16 protein-coding genes, 2 pseudogenes and 1 riboswitch are annotated in these 15,234 nt (G+C 62.8%); of the genes and pseudogenes, 5 read left to right on the forward strand and 13 right to left on the reverse strand.

Annotated features, from left to right (window positions below):
• Positions 1-3: 3 nt before the first annotated feature.
• A complete protein-coding gene (locus KUV82_RS13385) occupies positions 4-408 on the reverse strand; it encodes a GFA family protein (RefSeq protein ID WP_258319764.1) in 405 nt (134 codons plus the stop codon).
• A 72-nt stretch (positions 409-480) separates the two neighbouring features.
• Positions 481-1,377 carry a hypothetical protein gene (locus KUV82_RS13390; RefSeq protein WP_219954741.1) on the reverse strand — a complete coding sequence of 299 codons (897 nt, stop codon included), beginning with the start codon at positions 1,375-1,377 and terminating at the stop codon, positions 481-483.
• Between the two features lie 227 nt (positions 1,378-1,604).
• Here KUV82_RS13390 and KUV82_RS13395 point away from each other — a divergent pair, with 227 nt between their 5' ends.
• The gene (locus KUV82_RS13395; protein WP_219954742.1) at positions 1,605-2,051 is read left to right on the forward strand and encodes a hypothetical protein; all 447 of its coding nucleotides are present in this window, start codon (positions 1,605-1,607) and stop codon (positions 2,049-2,051) included.
• 27 nt (positions 2,052-2,078) lie between these two features.
• Here KUV82_RS13395 and KUV82_RS13400 read toward each other — a convergent pair whose 3' ends face one another.
• The 5 genes from KUV82_RS13400 to KUV82_RS13420 all read right to left on the reverse strand — a co-directional run bounded on the left by KUV82_RS13400 (position 2,079) and on the right by KUV82_RS13420 (position 5,568).
• Positions 2,079-2,528 (reverse strand): PaaI family thioesterase, encoded by a 450-nt coding sequence (locus KUV82_RS13400; protein WP_219954743.1) that lies wholly within the window; start codon positions 2,526-2,528, stop codon positions 2,079-2,081.
• Positions 2,529-2,644: 116 nt separating this feature from the next.
• Positions 2,645-3,223, reverse strand: a complete 579-nt coding sequence (locus KUV82_RS13405) for a fasciclin domain-containing protein (protein ID WP_219954744.1) — start codon at positions 3,221-3,223, stop codon at positions 2,645-2,647.
• 201 nt (positions 3,224-3,424) lie between these two features.
• On the reverse strand, positions 3,425-4,390 hold the full coding sequence (locus KUV82_RS13410; RefSeq protein WP_219954745.1) for a hypothetical protein: 966 nt from the start codon (positions 4,388-4,390) through the stop codon (positions 3,425-3,427).
• Between the two features lie 72 nt (positions 4,391-4,462).
• Positions 4,463-5,167 (reverse strand): hypothetical protein, encoded by a 705-nt coding sequence (locus KUV82_RS13415; protein ID WP_219954746.1) that lies wholly within the window; start codon positions 5,165-5,167, stop codon positions 4,463-4,465.
• 56 nt (positions 5,168-5,223) lie between these two features.
• Complete coding sequence (locus KUV82_RS13420) at positions 5,224-5,568, reverse strand: HPF/RaiA family ribosome-associated protein (RefSeq protein ID WP_219954747.1); 345 nt, start codon at positions 5,566-5,568, stop codon at positions 5,224-5,226.
• A gap of 105 nt (positions 5,569-5,673) precedes the next feature.
• Between KUV82_RS13420 and KUV82_RS13425 the strand changes: the two genes are divergently transcribed.
• Positions 5,674-6,918 carry an FAD-binding domain-containing protein gene (locus KUV82_RS13425; protein ID WP_258319765.1) on the forward strand — a complete coding sequence of 415 codons (1,245 nt, stop codon included), beginning with the start codon at positions 5,674-5,676 and terminating at the stop codon, positions 6,916-6,918.
• On the opposite strand, the gene KUV82_RS13430 is transcribed toward KUV82_RS13425, so the two are convergent.
• The gene (locus KUV82_RS13430) at positions 6,915-7,154 is read right to left on the reverse strand and encodes a hypothetical protein (RefSeq protein ID WP_219954748.1); all 240 of its coding nucleotides are present in this window, start codon (positions 7,152-7,154) and stop codon (positions 6,915-6,917) included. The two genes, KUV82_RS13425 and KUV82_RS13430, sit on opposite strands and share 4 nt — an antisense overlap.
• Before the next feature lie 291 nt (positions 7,155-7,445).
• On the opposite strand from KUV82_RS13430, the pseudogene KUV82_RS14245 reads away from it, so the two are divergent.
• Positions 7,446-7,610 (forward strand): annotated as a pseudogene (locus tag KUV82_RS14245) (YaiI/YqxD family protein); the annotation flags it as partial.
• A gap of 137 nt (positions 7,611-7,747) precedes the next feature.
• Positions 7,748-8,044: pseudogene (locus KUV82_RS13440) on the forward strand (DUF188 domain-containing protein); the annotation flags it as partial.
• Between the two features lie 33 nt (positions 8,045-8,077).
• On the opposite strand, the gene KUV82_RS13445 reads toward KUV82_RS13440, so the two are convergent.
• The 4 genes from KUV82_RS13445 to KUV82_RS13460 form a co-directional block, all read right to left on the reverse strand.
• On the reverse strand, positions 8,078-9,796 hold the full coding sequence (locus KUV82_RS13445; protein ID WP_219954750.1) for a DGQHR domain-containing protein: 1,719 nt from the start codon (positions 9,794-9,796) through the stop codon (positions 8,078-8,080).
• Positions 9,797-10,744, reverse strand: coding sequence for a DNA-methyltransferase (locus KUV82_RS13450; RefSeq protein WP_219954751.1), 948 nt, complete (start codon positions 10,742-10,744; stop codon positions 9,797-9,799). It abuts the gene before it with no gap.
• Positions 10,745-10,788: 44 nt separating this feature from the next.
• Positions 10,789-12,684: a phosphomethylpyrimidine synthase ThiC gene (gene thiC / locus KUV82_RS13455; RefSeq protein ID WP_219954752.1), complete on the reverse strand. Its 1,896-nt coding sequence runs from the start codon at positions 12,682-12,684 to the stop codon at positions 10,789-10,791.
• Between the two features lie 36 nt (positions 12,685-12,720).
• Positions 12,721-12,827, reverse strand: a riboswitch (TPP riboswitch).
• Positions 12,828-12,863: 36 nt separating this feature from the next.
• Positions 12,864-13,475: a thiamine biosynthesis protein ThiC gene (locus tag KUV82_RS13460; protein WP_219954753.1), complete on the reverse strand. Its 612-nt coding sequence runs from the start codon at positions 13,473-13,475 to the stop codon at positions 12,864-12,866.
• A 243-nt stretch (positions 13,476-13,718) separates the two neighbouring features.
• Here KUV82_RS13460 and KUV82_RS13465 point away from each other — a divergent pair, with 243 nt between their 5' ends.
• Positions 13,719-14,639, forward strand: a complete 921-nt coding sequence (locus KUV82_RS13465) for a hypothetical protein (protein ID WP_219954754.1) — start codon at positions 13,719-13,721, stop codon at positions 14,637-14,639.
• 9 nt (positions 14,640-14,648) lie between these two features.
• Here the strand turns inward: KUV82_RS13465 and KUV82_RS13470 are convergent, their stop codons facing one another.
• Complete coding sequence (locus KUV82_RS13470; protein WP_219954755.1) at positions 14,649-15,137, reverse strand: Lrp/AsnC family transcriptional regulator; 489 nt, start codon at positions 15,135-15,137, stop codon at positions 14,649-14,651.
• Positions 15,138-15,234: the final 97 nt, after the last annotated feature.

The raw sequence follows: 15,234 nt of genomic DNA on the forward strand, positions 1-15,234 counted from the left end.
CCCTCAGCTCGGATTGGTTTCGAAGGCCGGGACGTCGCCGGTGTCGACCCAGTCCTGCTTGCTGCGCGTCCACAGGTGCGCGGTCGGCGCAAAGGCGCTGGTGTCATCAAGCGTGCCCGCCTTGACCCACAAAAGGCCGGGCGAAACCTCCACCTTGGAGAAGAGCGGCGATCCGCAGGTACCGCAGAACTGGCGCTCCACGCTCTTCCCGCTTTCGCCGCTGTCCTTGTAGCGGCTCACCTCGCCCGTAATGGCGACCTGCCCTTCCGGAACACCGACAATCGTCGAGAAAGCGCTGCCCGATTGCTTCTGGCAGTGCGTGCAATGGCACACCATCGATGCGGCGGGTTCGCCTTCGATCGTGTAGCGGATCTGGCCGCAAAGGCAGCCACCTGTGTGCGTGGTCAAGCCGGTCTCTCCCCGTGTTCTCTCCGCAGGAGAGACTAGACGGGCGAGCGTAAGTGTCCAGAGCGCGCGAAGCTAGCGGCGCAACAGGCGGGCGAAGAAGCCGCGCTTTTCGTCAGGCTCGTCTTCCTGACCGGTTTCCACCACGCGCCGGCGCAGGTCGAGGCCGGTCAGCTCCTTCACCTCTTCCGCAGGGCGCAGCTGGATGAAATCGGCGGCCAGCATCGGCGCAGCGGGTTTCACCTCGCTCGTGCGCTCGCGTTCGACCGTGCGGGCGCCGAGGCCGTGGACCATGACCACTTCGGGCCGCATTTCGACCATGCCCGACACCACCGGGATGCCGCCCGGCAATCCGTGGATCGCACATTCGCTGGCAACCGCCTGCTGGAACAGCAGCGCGCGCCACCAGCAGCCAAGCACATACTCGACATAGCGCGCCGGCGCCTGCGCGGGCGCGTCGTCGCGGAAGAAATGGCGCTGCTTGTGGTGGAGCAGAGCGGTGTTGAGGCGGTCGAGCCCGTGAATGTCGAGATGGACCTCGATGTCCTCGTCCCAGCCAGCCCAGGCCGGTCCCTCTTCCTCGCGGGTTTGTGCGAGCAGCGCGTCCGCATCGGCTTCGCTGAAACAGAACGGCTCGTCGCTGTAGAGGCCGAGCATCATGTAGGGGTGGTGCGTCTGTCCCTTTTCAAAGGCGCGGTCGGCCTCGTTGGCGACCGCCAGGGTCACGCCGGTTACCGGCTCGCCTTCGTGCATGGTGATGGCTTCGACCAGTTCGGCCCAGCCTTCGATCTCGACCGCTTCCGGCGCAATCGCGAGGCATTCCTGGGCAAAGGGCGTGGCAAGAGCCTGCAGCGCGGTTTCGAGAACGCCGTGAACGGCATCGAGGTCGCCGGCTTCGAAATGGGCGCGCAGCCCGGCTTCCCATTCGGCCTCGCCCTCGGCCTTTGCAAACACCTGCTGTAGCTCGTGCATCGTAATCCCTGCCCCTTTGCGGATTCCCCTACCGCGCAATCCTAACTCGCCGGTTAACCTAGGGCGTGAACCTTTGCGCACGGGTTTGCGGGCGGGGTTAAGGAGCGGTGAAAGCGCGGAGCCTAAACGCCTCGCGGGGAACGCTCAGATTTGCTTCCGCGTTCGGAACGTGAGAAAACAGGCCTACCGTGAAACGCGTAAACCCCCTTCCCTTGCTCGGAGCCGCTGTGATCACAGCGGGGGTTGTGCTTGCCGGTGCCGAGAGCGGCACGGCCATCGGTTCCATGCCGGTCATGAGCCACCAGGCCGGGTTCGCCTTCGAACGTCCCGCGGCGCGCGCACCCCAACCCGCGCCGCCGCCGGTGCGGCAGGACCTGCCCAACCACTATCCGCTGGTCACGCCCAACGGGACCATCCCGGTCGCCGCGCTGGCGCTTCACGGAAGGCTGCGCGGGTCGCGCGATGCAATGTGGGACGAACCGGGCGCCGTCGCGCTTCGGGCCGACTATGGGGAAGAGCTGAGCGAGTTCGAGATCGACCGGCTTGCCAACGGCAACGGCGCCGTGCGCAGCGTGGGCCGGGATCGAACGGTGCGCGTGCATACTGCGGACGATATCCGCATAGAGATAGTGGATATAGAGGACCGGCCTGGCTGGCCGGTCGCGCCCGACTAACCCGACATAAGACGCTCGCTTGAAGCCTTAGGATTTACCCTGCCAATTATGGCTGAGCAGTTTGACCGTCACGCGCCCGGTCGCCACCAGCGCGCCATCGGCATCGTGCATCGGCACCTCGGCCATATAGCCCGCGCTGCCCTTGGTCTCGAGATCGGACAAGAGCTGCGCGATATTGTCCTCGCTCAGTGTATAGGCTCCCGTCACATCGCTTGCCGCCATGCGGTGGAAGTCGACCGCGATATCCTTGATGATCGGAAAGAAGCGCTCGGTGTCGAGGATCGAAATACCCGGACCCGCCGCGGCCGCCTCGGCCAGCACGCAGAAGGCGCCAAGATACATCACGTCGACATGATTGGCGTTCCCTTCCAGCGGCATCAGCAATTTCGAATGGCCGCGCCGTTCCTCGATCCGGCGCATACCCGTGCGCTCGACGAAAGGTACACGGTAGACGGGCTTTTCCTGCGCTTGCGCCATGCTCTCTCCCTCATGATGGCCGGCAAGCGCGCTCGCCAACCGGCAAAGCAGATAGACCACGAAAAAGGGCGGCCCCGCAAGGAGCCGCCCTCTTCCTTAAGGCTTTGCGCCAAGTCTTACTGCGGCATCAGCACGGTATCGATGACGTGGATGACACCGTTTGAGGCGGCGACATCGGTGGCGGTAACGGTCGAGGTGCCACCAGCCGCATCGGTCAGCACGACGTTGCCGTCGACGACATTGGCCGTCAGCGTGCCGCCGCCCACCGTCTCGATCGTGTAGCCGGCTTCACCTGCATCGGTAATCGCCTGCGTCAGGGTGGCGGCGTCCACATTGCCCGAGACGACATGGTACTGGAGGATCGCGCCAAGCGTTTCAGTGTCGTTGGTAGTGAGCTCGGTCAGCGTCGCTTCGTCGATCTTTGCGAAGGCGTCGTTGGTCGGCGCAAACACCGTGAAGGGGCCTTCGCCGGACAGCGTCTCGCCAAGACCGGCTGCAGTCACGGCGCTGACGAGGGTCGAGAAGGTCTCATCGCCCTGCGCGACTTCGACGAGGGTGCCCGGTGCGGCATCCGAATTGGTCATGGTGTCGGCGGCGATGGGCTCGTCATAGCCTTCGTTTTCGGCCGGTGCTTCAGCGCAAGCGGCAATGGCGAGCGATGCGGCGGAGGCGAGTGCGATCGTGATCTTGTTCATGGTTTTCCCTTTTTCGATAGAAAGTTAGCACTTTTCCAGGCAGCCAAGCGGCCCGGCTGGTGCTTCAAGATACGAACGGCGCAGGCCTCCGGATGTTTCGGAGAATGGCTGGAATTTGCTCAAGCGAGCCAAACGCGCGACGAGCCGCGCCAGATTGCTCCGGTGCGGCTCGTTACCAACGGTTCTGGTAGCTAGTTTCCGCTAGTCAGCGGCGGCCTTGGCTTCCTCAGCCGCCTTCTCTTCCGCCGCTTCCCGGTCGGTGGTCAGTTCGAACCCGCGGAAGCGCAGCGCGTCACGCGCCGGGCCGGTGATGGCGGCAATCTCCGCCACATCGCGGTTGGAATCCGACTGGAATTCGCGCGCATCGACGAGATTTTCACGCAGCTCCTCGAGCTTCTCCTCGCGGCGGGCGACTTTCTGTTTCTCGCGCTGCACGCGTTCGCGGAAGCTCGACCGGTTGGGCGAGCCGGCCAGCTTTTCCTGCGCTGCGGCGAGGCGCTCGCGTTCGCGCACCAGCTTCTCTTCGCTCTTGGCGATCTGTTCTTCGAAGAATTCGATCTGGTTGCCGGCGGCTTCGACCTTGTGCTCGGTCACATCGCCCGGCTCCATGCAGTACTGCATGGCAGGAGCCACGGTCTCGTCGGCACCCAGCACCGTCAGCGCGTCGATCCGCCAGATACCCTTCTGGCGCTTGAATACGACGTCATAGACCCCGGCGACCGCGCCGCTGGCGTCCAGCACGCTCCACTGGCCCTGCGCGCTCTGGAAATTGCCTGCGCGAAAGAAGCGCAGTGGTTCGGGATCGAGCCGGTTTCCGGCTGCGACCAGAGGATCGCTCTGCTGGTCGATCTCGGCATAAAGGACCGTCCGCCCCGCATGGGTCCAACTTGCCTTCTTCTTGTCGCGGAAGGCGCCTGTCAGCTTGCCGCCGCTCTGGGCCGCGTCGAAATAGGACTGCACCAGCCGCGGGGCCGGATCGCGCGCTTCGGCGATCTCATTCTCAGGCGGCGCGGTTCCGGTCATGCATGTGTTTGCCCCGCCCGCCATGTTCATGGTGGTGAGCATGTAAAGGTTCGGATCGAGATGCGGCATGTACTGCGCCGATGCCGGCACGGCGACGAGCAGCGACGCGGCTGCAACGCCCGACGAAAGCGGTTTCCAAGTCATGGTGTGCGACCCCCCGTTGCACTGTGAGGGGGTCAGCATACCGCTCTGCCACCTGGGCTGCAATCCGCCGGCTCAGGAGGACGGTTCGGTCTCATCCGCGGCGCGCCACAACCACCAGCCGAGCGCAAGACGGACCCCGGTTTGCAAGGGGCCGTAAAGATAAGCATAGATCCAGCCAGTGACAGCCGTGACCCCCGCGGCCGGGGCCAGGTAATAGCCCGCAAAGGCAAGCAGTGAGACAACGCCAAGAAAGACCGTAACGCCGCCGATCGCCTTGCCAGCCAAGTCCGCACTGAAGAACGCCGCACCCAGCAGGACGGAGCCAGCCCCGAAGCCAAACAGCAGTACGAAGTACTGGCTGTCGCTAAGCGCCGGAAAGCCCGTCAGCAGGCTCTCGTACGCCTGCCGCGCTCCGGGATCGCTGGCGGCGAGGAGGCCCGGGCGCCAGTATTGGTTGAGCGCATTGATGATATAGGCCTGCTGGGTCATCTCGGTCATCGCCCACAGCGCGAGATAGAAAAGGCCAATTGCGACCAGGGCTGGCCGCGCGCGCCACAGCGCCGCCGCCGCACCTAGTGCAGCGACAAACGCGAATTGCGGGTGGAAGAACAAGACCCAGGGTTTGTAGAGGGCGCGCCCATCGGATGCGAGCTGCGCTTGAGCCTCAAGGCCCTCGGCGACCGGAGGGTTGGGCCCATAAATGAGGACCGCCGTAGTCAGCGCCGACAGCGCCGAAGCGACGGCCGCGATCCGTAATAGGTTATGTATATGGGTCATACGCCCCTCCTCCGATGACGCTTGTAGTCACAGAAGGAGGGGGATCAAGGCCTTTCTCAGAGCACCTTGTCGGGACGCTGGTCATGGCCGTGCCGGGCGCTCTTGCCCAGCACGCGTTCGAGCCGCTGGGCGAGTGTGCTGGCCGCCTTGCGCGCGGCATCGTCGACCTTCGACGCGTGTTCGGTCACCCCGATCGGCTTGCCGCCGCGCGGGCGCGCTTCGATCATGCAGGCCTTGTCATCGCCCCCGCCCTTGCGCCCGTTCTCGTCGCGCACATGCACTTCGATGCGGGTTAGCCGGTCCTCGAAACGGGCGAGCTTGCTGTGCAGCATAGCCTCGATCCGCTCGGCCACGTTTTCCGTGCCCATGACACTGCTGTCGGAGTTGAACTGGACCTGCATTGGGGCTTCTCCTTCTTATTGCTCTCTCTAATCCCGACATGGGAATTCCTGGACGGATTTCGAGCGAAATCGATCATATACTGGTCGAAAATCGGACGGAACCGGATGGGCCGTGCGCCGGTTGAGGACGACATGCTGTTCGAACCGTCCCGATCTGCCGGCCTTGACCAATTGTCAGCGTTCCTGCCGCGCGCCGGGCGGCGCTACGCCGATGAGCGCAACCACGATAACGGGACCGGGCGGGAGAATGTCTCGCAGCTCTCGCCCTGGCTCCACGCCGGCCTTCTTTCGGAAACCGAGGTTCTCGAAGCGGTGCTGCAAGAGCATTCGGCAAGCGCGGCGGACAAGTTCATCAGCGAGGTGTTCTGGCGGGTCTATTTCAAGGGCTATCTCGAGCAGCGTCCCACGATCTGGCCCGCCTATGTCGAGGGACGCGACGCGGCGCTTGCACGGCTCGACGCGAACGCGGGACTGCGCAAGGCCTATGAAGAAGCCACCCAAGGGCGCACCGGCATCGCGGCCTTCGACCACTGGGCGCGCGAGTTGATCGAGACCGGCTACCTCCACAACCACGCCCGCATGTGGTTTGCGAGCATCTGGATCTTCACGCTGAAGCTCGACTGGCACCTTGGCGCCGACCACTTCCTGCGCCACCTCGTCGATGGCGATGCGGCGTCCAACACACTGAGCTGGCGCTGGGTTGCCGGGCTCCACACCAGGGGCAAGCACTATGTCGCCCGCGCCGGGAACATCGCCCGCTACACCGCGCAGCACCCGGTGGGACCGCTTGCCGCCGAAGGGCTGGCGGAGGAACCCGAACCGCTGAGCGAAGCGGTCGAACATTCGCGCGCCCTGCCCCAATTGCCTGCTCCGCTCGGCGCGGCGGACCTGGCCGAGCCCTTCGCGCTGCTGCTGCATGACGAGGCGGCGAGCCATGTCCCGCTCGCCCTTCCCGCAGCGCCCGCGCTGGTCACCGGCGCGGCGCGGCCCGAGGCGCGCTCACCGCTGCCCGTTGGCGATCACGCGGCGCGCTTTGCCCATGAGGCGGTGGCGGGTAGTATCGAGGAAGCTGGTGCGGCCTTCGGCTGCCCTACCGCATCTTGGGCGGCGGGCGAGCCGCTGGCCCCAATCCTCGCTGAGCACGGCATTACGCACCTCGTCTGCCCTTACCTGCCGCAAGGGTGGACGCGGGATGCGCTGGCGCCGGAGCTGGGACGGGACGGCCTTACCGTCCACACCCACCTCGCCGAGCTGCAGCGGGCGACCTGGCCGCACGCCAAGGCCGGGTTCTTCGGGGTCAAGAAGCGCATGGCCGAGGCGATGCGCGCTGCGGGGATCGCGGGGGCCTAGCCCTCGACGCGCACGCCTTCCTTGGCCCACTCGGCGTCAAGGTCGACGCCCTGCTGCTCCCACTCGGCGCGGGTCATGCACATCGTGCGCTCGACGCGGCTGCCGGTGAGCGGCTCCACCTTCATGCAATAGCGCGTGTCGGGGCCGCCGGCGGGTGCGGTGGCAAGCGCGGGGGTGGCCGCAAGCATCGGCGCGGCCAGCAGGCCTGCGGCGAGGAGGGGCTTCACAAAGGTCATGGCAGGGGTCCTCTCAGCTGTTGCGAGGCGCAGCATACCACGAAGCCCCCGCCCGCGCGAAGGGCCCGCCACGCGGTTCGTCGATCCCGTTGGACCGCTCGGCGGCTTCTCCCACAGGATGGAACACATGGAACACCCTCCTGCGGAATAAAACCGCGGCGGGCGCACGCGGTGCGGGAGGCCGGTGGGAGGGCAAGGAAAAGGCGCGAGAGGCATCGCTCCCATAGGCGCAGGTTTCGCGCGAGTAGGAAAGCTTACGCGCGCCCGCCGATTGCGCTAGGCGAGCGGGCCATGGCCGATCCCGTCACCATCCTCGTCGACGCCGATGCCTGCCCGGTGAAGGAGGAGATCTACCGCGTGGCCGAGCGCCACAAGGCCCATGTCCGCGTGGTCAGCAACAGCCCTTTTCGCGTACCGGTGAGCGCGCGGGTGAAGCGCGTGGTGGTAGGAGGAGGTCACGGGTCGCACAGCGACCCGCAAGGGCGACCGCCCGCCGGCCGGTTAGGCCGGAGTCGGAGCCGCAGGCGGAGACGGCACGCAGTGCCAACCCAAGCTGGGCGGATGCCCAGCGCCCGGCGCCTGAGGGACCAAAATACGACGCGGCGGACGACTGGATTGCGGAGAACGCGGGTCCGCGCACCGTGGTGATCACCGCCGACATCCTGCTGGCCGAACGCTGCCTGAAGGCGGGCGCGGCGGTCCTCGCGCACAACGGCAAGCCCTTCGACGCCGCCAGCATCGGCAGCGCCATCGCCACCCGCGCGATCATGGAAGACCTGCGCGCCGGGATGGACGGAGTGGGCGGCGGCCCGCCGTCGTTCACCAAGGCGGACAGGTCGCGGTTCTTGCAGGCGTTGGATCGGGTGCTGGTGAGGATGGGGCGGGGGTGAGGAAGGTTATTGCAGCGGCGGAAGTGGGTTTGGCTATTTGCCGTATACCGTTGCGAGCATGCCTTCGGCCATTCTGTTATATTGACTAGAATGAAAATCATCGAAATTAAACTCGGGAAGTTTGGCCAGATTCTTCCTGTAAAGTTCGAAGTCCCCCAAACCGTATGTGTCAACGACTTTGCGGAACAATATTATTAGGGCATTCACAGAGGTCACAGAGAGAATACCCTCCGACTTTGCAGTCTTGATTGCCCACTTCTCATTGCCCAAAACCGCCTTCGCAGCGCCAAGAAACTGGCGTAGCTCGGTCGAACAGAAATCAACGTATTCCGTCACTGCGCCAACGTTTTTCTTCGCCTTCAACTTCGATTTGAGTTCCTCTTTTGCGTGTTGGAACAAGGACTCGTCGCCTTCAATTCGCACAAGCCGCGAGAGAGCAAAAGACACCATGGAAGAAGTTTTCAAAACTCCGGTCTCAAAATAGTTTTTCTGAAGAAGTCCCTCCAGCGCGCCGTCTCGGGCCAATCTGCCGACCACACGTTTGCCAATCGACTCGTCTGAGAACGGCTTGGTAATTACGAGGATCGCCTGCTTGAGATCCGATTTGGCCGAGTTCTGATTTGAGTTTATCTCAAGGAATATCTCCGCCTCGAACTTCTGCCTCTCTTCTTCGGACGCATCTTCAGGATAGATTATTCCGGTAGCCAACATATTCTGCCGGTCGCGGAATACCGCAATGTCGGGGTCATCGCTTACTCCTTCGAAATACGAGAAGATCCGATGTTGCCCGTCTATTATCCCAATAGAGTTTGGTCGATTGCGTAGCTTAATTACAACCGGAGTCGTTTTCTCAATGTCCGAGGGATCGACATCTTTCCCCTTTTGGTCATCGATCCTAGTGTCGGCAGGTAGGGTTACTACAACGTTGTTGACGAACACCCTTCGCCGATCCTTCAAATACGCTCGGATAGAACGGATTTTTTTCTTATCGATCATTCGCTGGTAAAGACCCTCAGAGTCCCGCCAGCCATCCCGCCTCAATACATACGCCCGTTTGAGCAATGCAGCTGGGGTTACGTAAAAGGAGACAAGCTTGTAGCCGTCCGGATACTCAGAATGAGCTTCCGGCAACAATGACCCGGGATAGGGTTCTTCACCCTCTATCTCGCTAATAATTCCATTCTTGCCTACTTCAGCGAGGTCAAGTTTGAGGAAGTGGAAGAGTTCATGCCTTGACGACCTCTCCACTGTGTCCGCCAAACTTCGAAAGTATTGCATCACGCCCCGCCATGCAGTGGCAACTTCCGGGGCCAAACTGGCATGAGCGGGCTTAACTTCGTGTTCCGAAAAGTAGACGATTCTCAACCGGAGCTGAGATGAATGGTACTTCGCAGAAATCTTTGGCTTTATCGCGGCGAAACGTTCGAACAGAAACCTCAAAAATGCATTCGGGTCGTCGAGTATCTTCTTGTAGATATGAGCTTTATTTTTGAAATGTTCTCCAGTGCCGGATTCATTGCTCAAGGTGTATTCAGCCAAGACAATTAAATTTTCCGATACAAATAGATCGTCAAAATCGCTGGTACTATCTTGATACTCGAACTCTTTGTCGGCAACCTCCGGCACTCTTTCGAAGCCTGACTTCGAGAAGATCGCCCGAGCTTGGCGCTTGAACGCCCTTTCCCTCGCCCGCTTCTTCCTCTCCTCTGCGGACAGCTTCTTTTTTGCTTTTTTCTTGCCCCCCGCCGGCATTTAATTGCCCCCCTCATTATGCCATTCCTCTGGCACCGTAGAGACCTTTTCTCCTTGGACGGGCCGCCTTACCGATTTTCCAGAGGGCCTAACCTTAAGATCCCCTTTTTGCGCCATAGCTATTCTCTCGATCGCGCGATCACGATATGATTGCTCAAGCTCGAACCCTATTCCAATGCGGTCACGGGCAGCGGCGCAAGCAAGCGTTGTCCCCACTCCAGCAAACGGATCACAGACGACATCACCCTTATTCGTAAGTGCCATGATACACCTATCGGCAATCTCGTTCGGAAATTGGCAGGGGTGGTCGGTTTTCTCAGGGTGATTGGCTTTAACGTTAGGGATGTCCCAAACTGCTTTCTCACCGAACGCCGCTTTCGCGTCAAACTCCCAAAAGTCGGATGGGTTTTTGCCTTTCGGATTCCCACTAGGGACGTAACCGCCCTCGCTCTTCTTTCGCTTCCCTGGATAAATCTGAGGGACCCTAACTGGGTCCAAATTAAAAGTATATGAGTCGCCCTTAGTAAACCAAAGTATTGTCTCATAGCGACCCGAGAAACGACGTTTGGCGTGAAGCCCGAAGTTAAAGCGCCAAATAATTCGATTACGTAACTTGAACCCATTCCGAATAAAAAGCTCAAAGAAGAGATAATCGAGGGGGAAAACTGAGCCGTTTTTGACGTAATTGCCAACTTGCCAGCACACGCTGCCGCTTTCCGAGATTTTTCCAGCAAGCCCTTCAATAAGGCCGCTCATCACTTCCCGATAATCGTCGAGCGTTCCGAACATCCCCTTTTCATAGCTTTTCCCGATATTGTAAGGCGGCGAGCAAAGTACCAAGCCAAGGCTTGCGTCGGGGATGCGCTTTATGAGCTTGAACGCATCGCCCTGAAAGACTTCACTTTTTTCGAGGCATAGCGGGGGCTGCAAGGAGCTAATCAGGTTCATTCTGCCAGCATTTAACAATTTCCCCGCGGAAGCAATATCTTCGACTATTCAGGGACGTACAAATCCCCACCTTCCCGATAGACCTCGCTCATCTCCTCCATGCCCTTCTCCGCTTCCTCGGCCTCTTCGGCTGAGGTCTCGGTACGCAAGTTCTCGCTCGCGAGATAGCTGTCCGAGTTCTGCTTCGCCGCGAAGTCGCGCACTTCCTGCGTGATCTTCATCGAGCAGAATTTCGGGCCACACATGGAGCAGAAGTGTGCGGTCTTGGCGCCTTCTGCGGGGAGGGTCTGGTCGTGATATTGCTCGGCCGTGTCGGGGTCGAGGCTGAGGTTGAACTGGTCGCGCCAGCGGAATTCGAAGCGGGCCTTGCTCAAGGCGTCGTCGCGGACCTTGGCGGCAGGATGGCCCTTGGCGAGGTCGGCGGCGTGGGCGGCGAGCTTGTAGGTCACCACGCCCACCTTCACATCGTCGCGGTCGGGCAGGCCGAGGTGTTCCTTGGGCGTGACGTAGCAGAGCATGGCGGTGCCGTACCAACCGATCTGCGCTGCGCCGATGCCGCTGGTGATGTGGTCGTAACCCGGCGCGATATCGGTGACGAGGGGCCCGAGCGTGTAGAAGGGCGCTTCGCCGCAGGCTTCGAGCTGCTTGTCCATGTTCTCCTTGATCTTGTGCATCGGCACGTGGCCGGGGCCTTCGATCATCACCTGCACGTCCTGCTCCCAGGCGCGCTTGGTGAGCTCGCCCAGCGTGTAGAGCTCGGCGAACTGCGCTTCGTCGTTCGCGTCGGCGATACTGCCGGGGCGCAGGCCGTCGCCCAGCGAATAGGCGATGTCATAGGCCTTCATGATCTCGGTGATCTCGTCGAAGCGCTCGTAGAGGAAGCTCTCCTTATGATGCGCGAGGCACCATTTCGCCATGATCGAGCCGCCGCGCGACACGATGCCGGTGACGCGCTTGGCGGTCATCGGGACATAGGGCAGGCGCACGCCGGCGTGGATGGTGAAATAGTCGACGCCCTGTTCGGCCTGCTCGATCAGCGTGTCGCGGAAGATTTCCCAGGTCAGGTCCTCGGCAATGCCGCCGACCTTTTCCAGCGCCTGGTAGATCGGCACGGTGCCGATGGGGACGGGCGAGTTGCGGATGATCCACTCGCGCGTGTCGTGGATGTTGCGGCCGGTGGAGAGGTCCATGACCGTGTCCGCGCCCCAGCGGATCGACCAGACCATCTTGTCGACCTCGGAGGCGACGTCGGAGGCGACGGCGGAGTTGCCGATATTGGCGTTGATCTTGACGAGGAAGTTGCGCCCGATCGCCATGGGCTCGGTTTCGGGGTGGTTGATATTGTTGGGAATGATCGCGCGGCCGCGGGCGACCTCGTCGCGCACAAATTCGGGCGTCACATAGTCAGGCACCGATGCGCCCCAGGGCTGGCCGCCATCGCGCGCGGTTTCATAAGCCGCGGCATCGCGCAGCATCTCGCGCCCGAGGTTCTCGCGCTCGGCGACGTATTCCATCTCCGGCGTGATGATGCCTTTGCGCGCATAATGCATCTGCGTGACGTTCATGCCGGATTTGGCGCGTAGCGGGCGCTTGACGACATTGGGGAAGGCCGGGACACCGCCCGAACGATCCGGGCCGAGCTGGCCGTTGTCTTCGGGCTTCACCTCGCGCGCGTCGTATTCCTCGACATCGCCGCGGGCCATGATCCACTCGCGGCGCTTGGCTTCGAGACCCTGGCGGATGTCGATCGTCGCATCGGGATCGGTGTAGGGGCCGCTAGTGTCGTAGACCCGCACCGAAGGCTCGCCGCCCTCAAGATCGATCTCGCGCATGGCGACGCGGACGCCGCTGCCGCTCTTGGCGCCGACATGGACCTTGCGACTGCCGCGGATCGGACCGGTAGTGACGCCGATGTCGAATTTGCTGTTGATGTCGGCCATGCGCTTGTTCTCTCCTACAGGCGGAGGAAGAGCGGATTTTGCGCGCCGCTCCACTCCCTCCGCCGATGCTAATCGGTTCAGGTTCGACGGGTCGCAGGGCGTGACACCTGCCTCTCAGCCACACGGCTCCCCGGGGATGCGGTCGATGTAGGCCTTCGGCGCGGGCGCGTCCAGACCGATCAGTCGGCAGCGGCGCTATCGGCCGGCAGCTTGAGCAGGCACACCGCCAGCAGCACGGTGGCGAGCACGCCCGAACCGCCCGCGAGCGGGATCTCGCCGAGGAAGTCGCGGCCCATGCCCATCGACAGCGCGTTGGCGACGAAGGCGACGGCGCCGACCAGCGCGGTCAGTCCGCCCAGGGCCTTTGCGCCCGCGCCCTTCAGCGCCAAGCCGAAAACCACCGCAGCCAGCGCCAGCAGCACCTTGGCCGCGTTGTAGACCATGAAGGAATAGGCGACGATGCCCATGGCGACGGGCTCCAGCCCCTCGACATTGCCGGCCGCTTCGAAAAACGGGCCGAACAGGGTGAGGCCGACGCCGACCTGGACCACGTTGAGAACGGCCGCAAATCCGATTGCCGCCCAGCCAAGATGCGCCTGCTTTGTCTGAAGCATGGCCGAGCCGGCGAAGGCGGCTAGCACGGTGAACAGGAAGCCTTCGAGCCCCCACAGGAACTGGCGCGGCACCTCGGCCTCGGACAGATAGAGCGTCGTGTAAACCACTTGCGTTGCGGCCGAAACGAGGAGGAGAGCCGCGACAATGCCCGCAGTCCGCTTGAGTGTGAATTCCATGGTGAATAGCCCCTTTGATACGTGTCTTGCCCGCAGGTTCGCGCGTGCTTCGCGCAAGGTTACACATCCCGCCCCATCGGGATTCCCCGCAGACACCCGGCATGCGGATAGCACACATTAACGCCTACCGTTGGGATACCGAGACCCGGCTGTGGCAGCTTGGCTCCAGGACGGAGGCTGAGGACTCAACTTCTTCCGCGTTTCTGGTAGGATAGGCTTCGAAGGAACACGGAAAGGGACAGCATGGCGCGCGCAGGACTCATAACGGCAACGCTGCTCGCCCTTGCCGGCGGCACCTCCGTTTCAGCGCAAGACAGCCCCATCGTCGTCGAAGGCGAACGCGAAAGCGACGCCTCGGCGCGCGAGGCTGCGCGCGCGGTGGTCCGCAACAGCGGCGCCATTCGCGGCGACCGTCCGATTGCCCGCTGGCGCGAACGGCTGTGCGTGGACGTGATCGGGATCGAGGAACCGGCGCGCGCCATGGTCGAACAGCGCATCCTCGACTTTGCCGAAGCGCTTGATCTCGATGCCCGAGGCAAACCCGGCTGCCGCACCAATGTGAGCGTCGCCTTCACCTTCGATGCCGCGCAGCTCGTCGAAACCGCCCGCACGCGCAAGCCCCGAACCTTCCGCGAGGTGCCGTCCTATCACGAGGCAGCTCTGTTCGGCAGCGAAGCCCCGGTGCGCGCCTGGTACCGCACCGGCTGGCGCGACCGGATGGGCCGCGCGGCGGCAGGCCAGCAACTGGCGAGCGTATCGATGGATGAACCGAGCTGGAGCGGGATGCTGCCCAACAAGGACGATGCGCCGATCACCAGCGGCAGCTCGAAAAGCCGGGTGCAGACCGACGGGACCCGCGTGATCGAATCCGCCATGATCGTGATCGACCGCGACCTTGCAGCGGGATACCGGGTGGACGACGTGGCCGACCTCGTCGCGCTGCACGCACTGGCCGAACTCTATCCGCGCGACACGGCAAGCGATCCCAACAGCGTGCTCGCCCTGTTCGAAACCCCCGCGGGTGAGCCGCGCGGCGGCCTGTCCCAATGCGACTGGACGCTCCTCGAGCAGCTCTACGCCATGCCCGCTGCCCGCGCCGGCCGATTCCATCGCGGCGCGCTTGTCCGCGCCCTGGCACAGGCACCCGACTGCGCGGCCGGCTGAGACGCTCGCCTACCCTTGCGCCGGAGTCACACGCGTGGTGAACTTGGTGTGGCTCCACACGACCGAGGTCGAGTAACGCTTGAGCGCCGGGTTCGCCATCAGCACCCGCTCGCCCCATTGCTCGTAGGCCGCCGGCGAGACGGCGTGCACCATCAGGACGAAGTCGAACTCGCCGGAAACCGAATAGCATTGCGACACCGCCTCGTCGGCGATCATCTGGCGGCGGAACGCGTCGTAGATGCGCTGGCTCTCTTTCTCGAAAGAAACCAGCGTCAGGAAGGAAAGGCCGAGCTTGGCGGGATCGACGAGCGCCACCTCGCCCAGGATCACGCCGTCCTTGCGCAGCGCCTGCAACCGGCGCCGGACAGAGGAAGGCGAGAGATTGACCTCCTCACCTATGCTCTGATGGCTGCGGCTGGCATCCGCCTGCACGATGGCCAGTATGCGGCGATCGAACTCGTCCATGGTCTGCAACTCCATCGCGGCGCAAATCGCCATCTAGGTGCATTTATGCGGTGTAATTAGCCGGATTGACAGCGAAATTCGCCGCAACACGGCGCAATCCGAATGCTAGGTGTGGCCCCAGAAGAACCCG

Origin of the sequence: Qipengyuania flava (assembly GCF_019448255.1) — a bacterium.
GTDB lineage: Bacteria > Pseudomonadota > Alphaproteobacteria > Sphingomonadales > Sphingomonadaceae > Qipengyuania > Qipengyuania flava_A.

Bases quoted from the DNA above. Each gene is read 5' to 3' on its own strand.
- KUV82_RS13410 (WP_219954745.1), bottom strand. From the start codon at position 4,390: ATGACTTGGAAACCGCTTTCGTCGGGCGTTGCAGCCGCGTCGCTGCTC.
- KUV82_RS13445 (WP_219954750.1), bottom strand. From the start codon at position 9,796: ATGCCGGCGGGGGGCAAGAAAAAAGCAAAAAAGAAGCTGTCCGCAGAG.
- KUV82_RS13405 (WP_219954744.1), bottom strand. From the start codon at position 3,223: ATGAACAAGATCACGATCGCACTCGCCTCCGCCGCATCGCTCGCCATT.
- KUV82_RS13430 (WP_219954748.1), bottom strand. From the start codon at position 7,154: ATGACCTTTGTGAAGCCCCTCCTCGCCGCAGGCCTGCTGGCCGCGCCG.
- KUV82_RS13450 (WP_219954751.1), bottom strand. From the start codon at position 10,744: ATGAACCTGATTAGCTCCTTGCAGCCCCCGCTATGCCTCGAAAAAAGT.
- KUV82_RS13415 (WP_219954746.1), bottom strand. From the start codon at position 5,167: ATGACCCATATACATAACCTATTACGGATCGCGGCCGTCGCTTCGGCG.
- KUV82_RS13470 (WP_219954755.1), bottom strand. From the start codon at position 15,137: ATGGCGATTTGCGCCGCGATGGAGTTGCAGACCATGGACGAGTTCGAT.
- KUV82_RS13425 (WP_258319765.1), top strand. From the start codon at position 5,674: ATGGGCCGTGCGCCGGTTGAGGACGACATGCTGTTCGAACCGTCCCGA.
- thiC (WP_219954752.1), bottom strand. From the start codon at position 12,684: ATGGCCGACATCAACAGCAAATTCGACATCGGCGTCACTACCGGTCCG.
- KUV82_RS13465 (WP_219954754.1), top strand. From the start codon at position 13,719: ATGGCGCGCGCAGGACTCATAACGGCAACGCTGCTCGCCCTTGCCGGC.
- KUV82_RS13390 (WP_219954741.1), bottom strand. From the start codon at position 1,377: ATGCACGAGCTACAGCAGGTGTTTGCAAAGGCCGAGGGCGAGGCCGAA.
- KUV82_RS13420 (WP_219954747.1), bottom strand. From the start codon at position 5,568: ATGCAGGTCCAGTTCAACTCCGACAGCAGTGTCATGGGCACGGAAAAC.
- KUV82_RS13400 (WP_219954743.1), bottom strand. From the start codon at position 2,528: ATGGCGCAAGCGCAGGAAAAGCCCGTCTACCGTGTACCTTTCGTCGAG.
- KUV82_RS13460 (WP_219954753.1), bottom strand. From the start codon at position 13,475: ATGGAATTCACACTCAAGCGGACTGCGGGCATTGTCGCGGCTCTCCTC.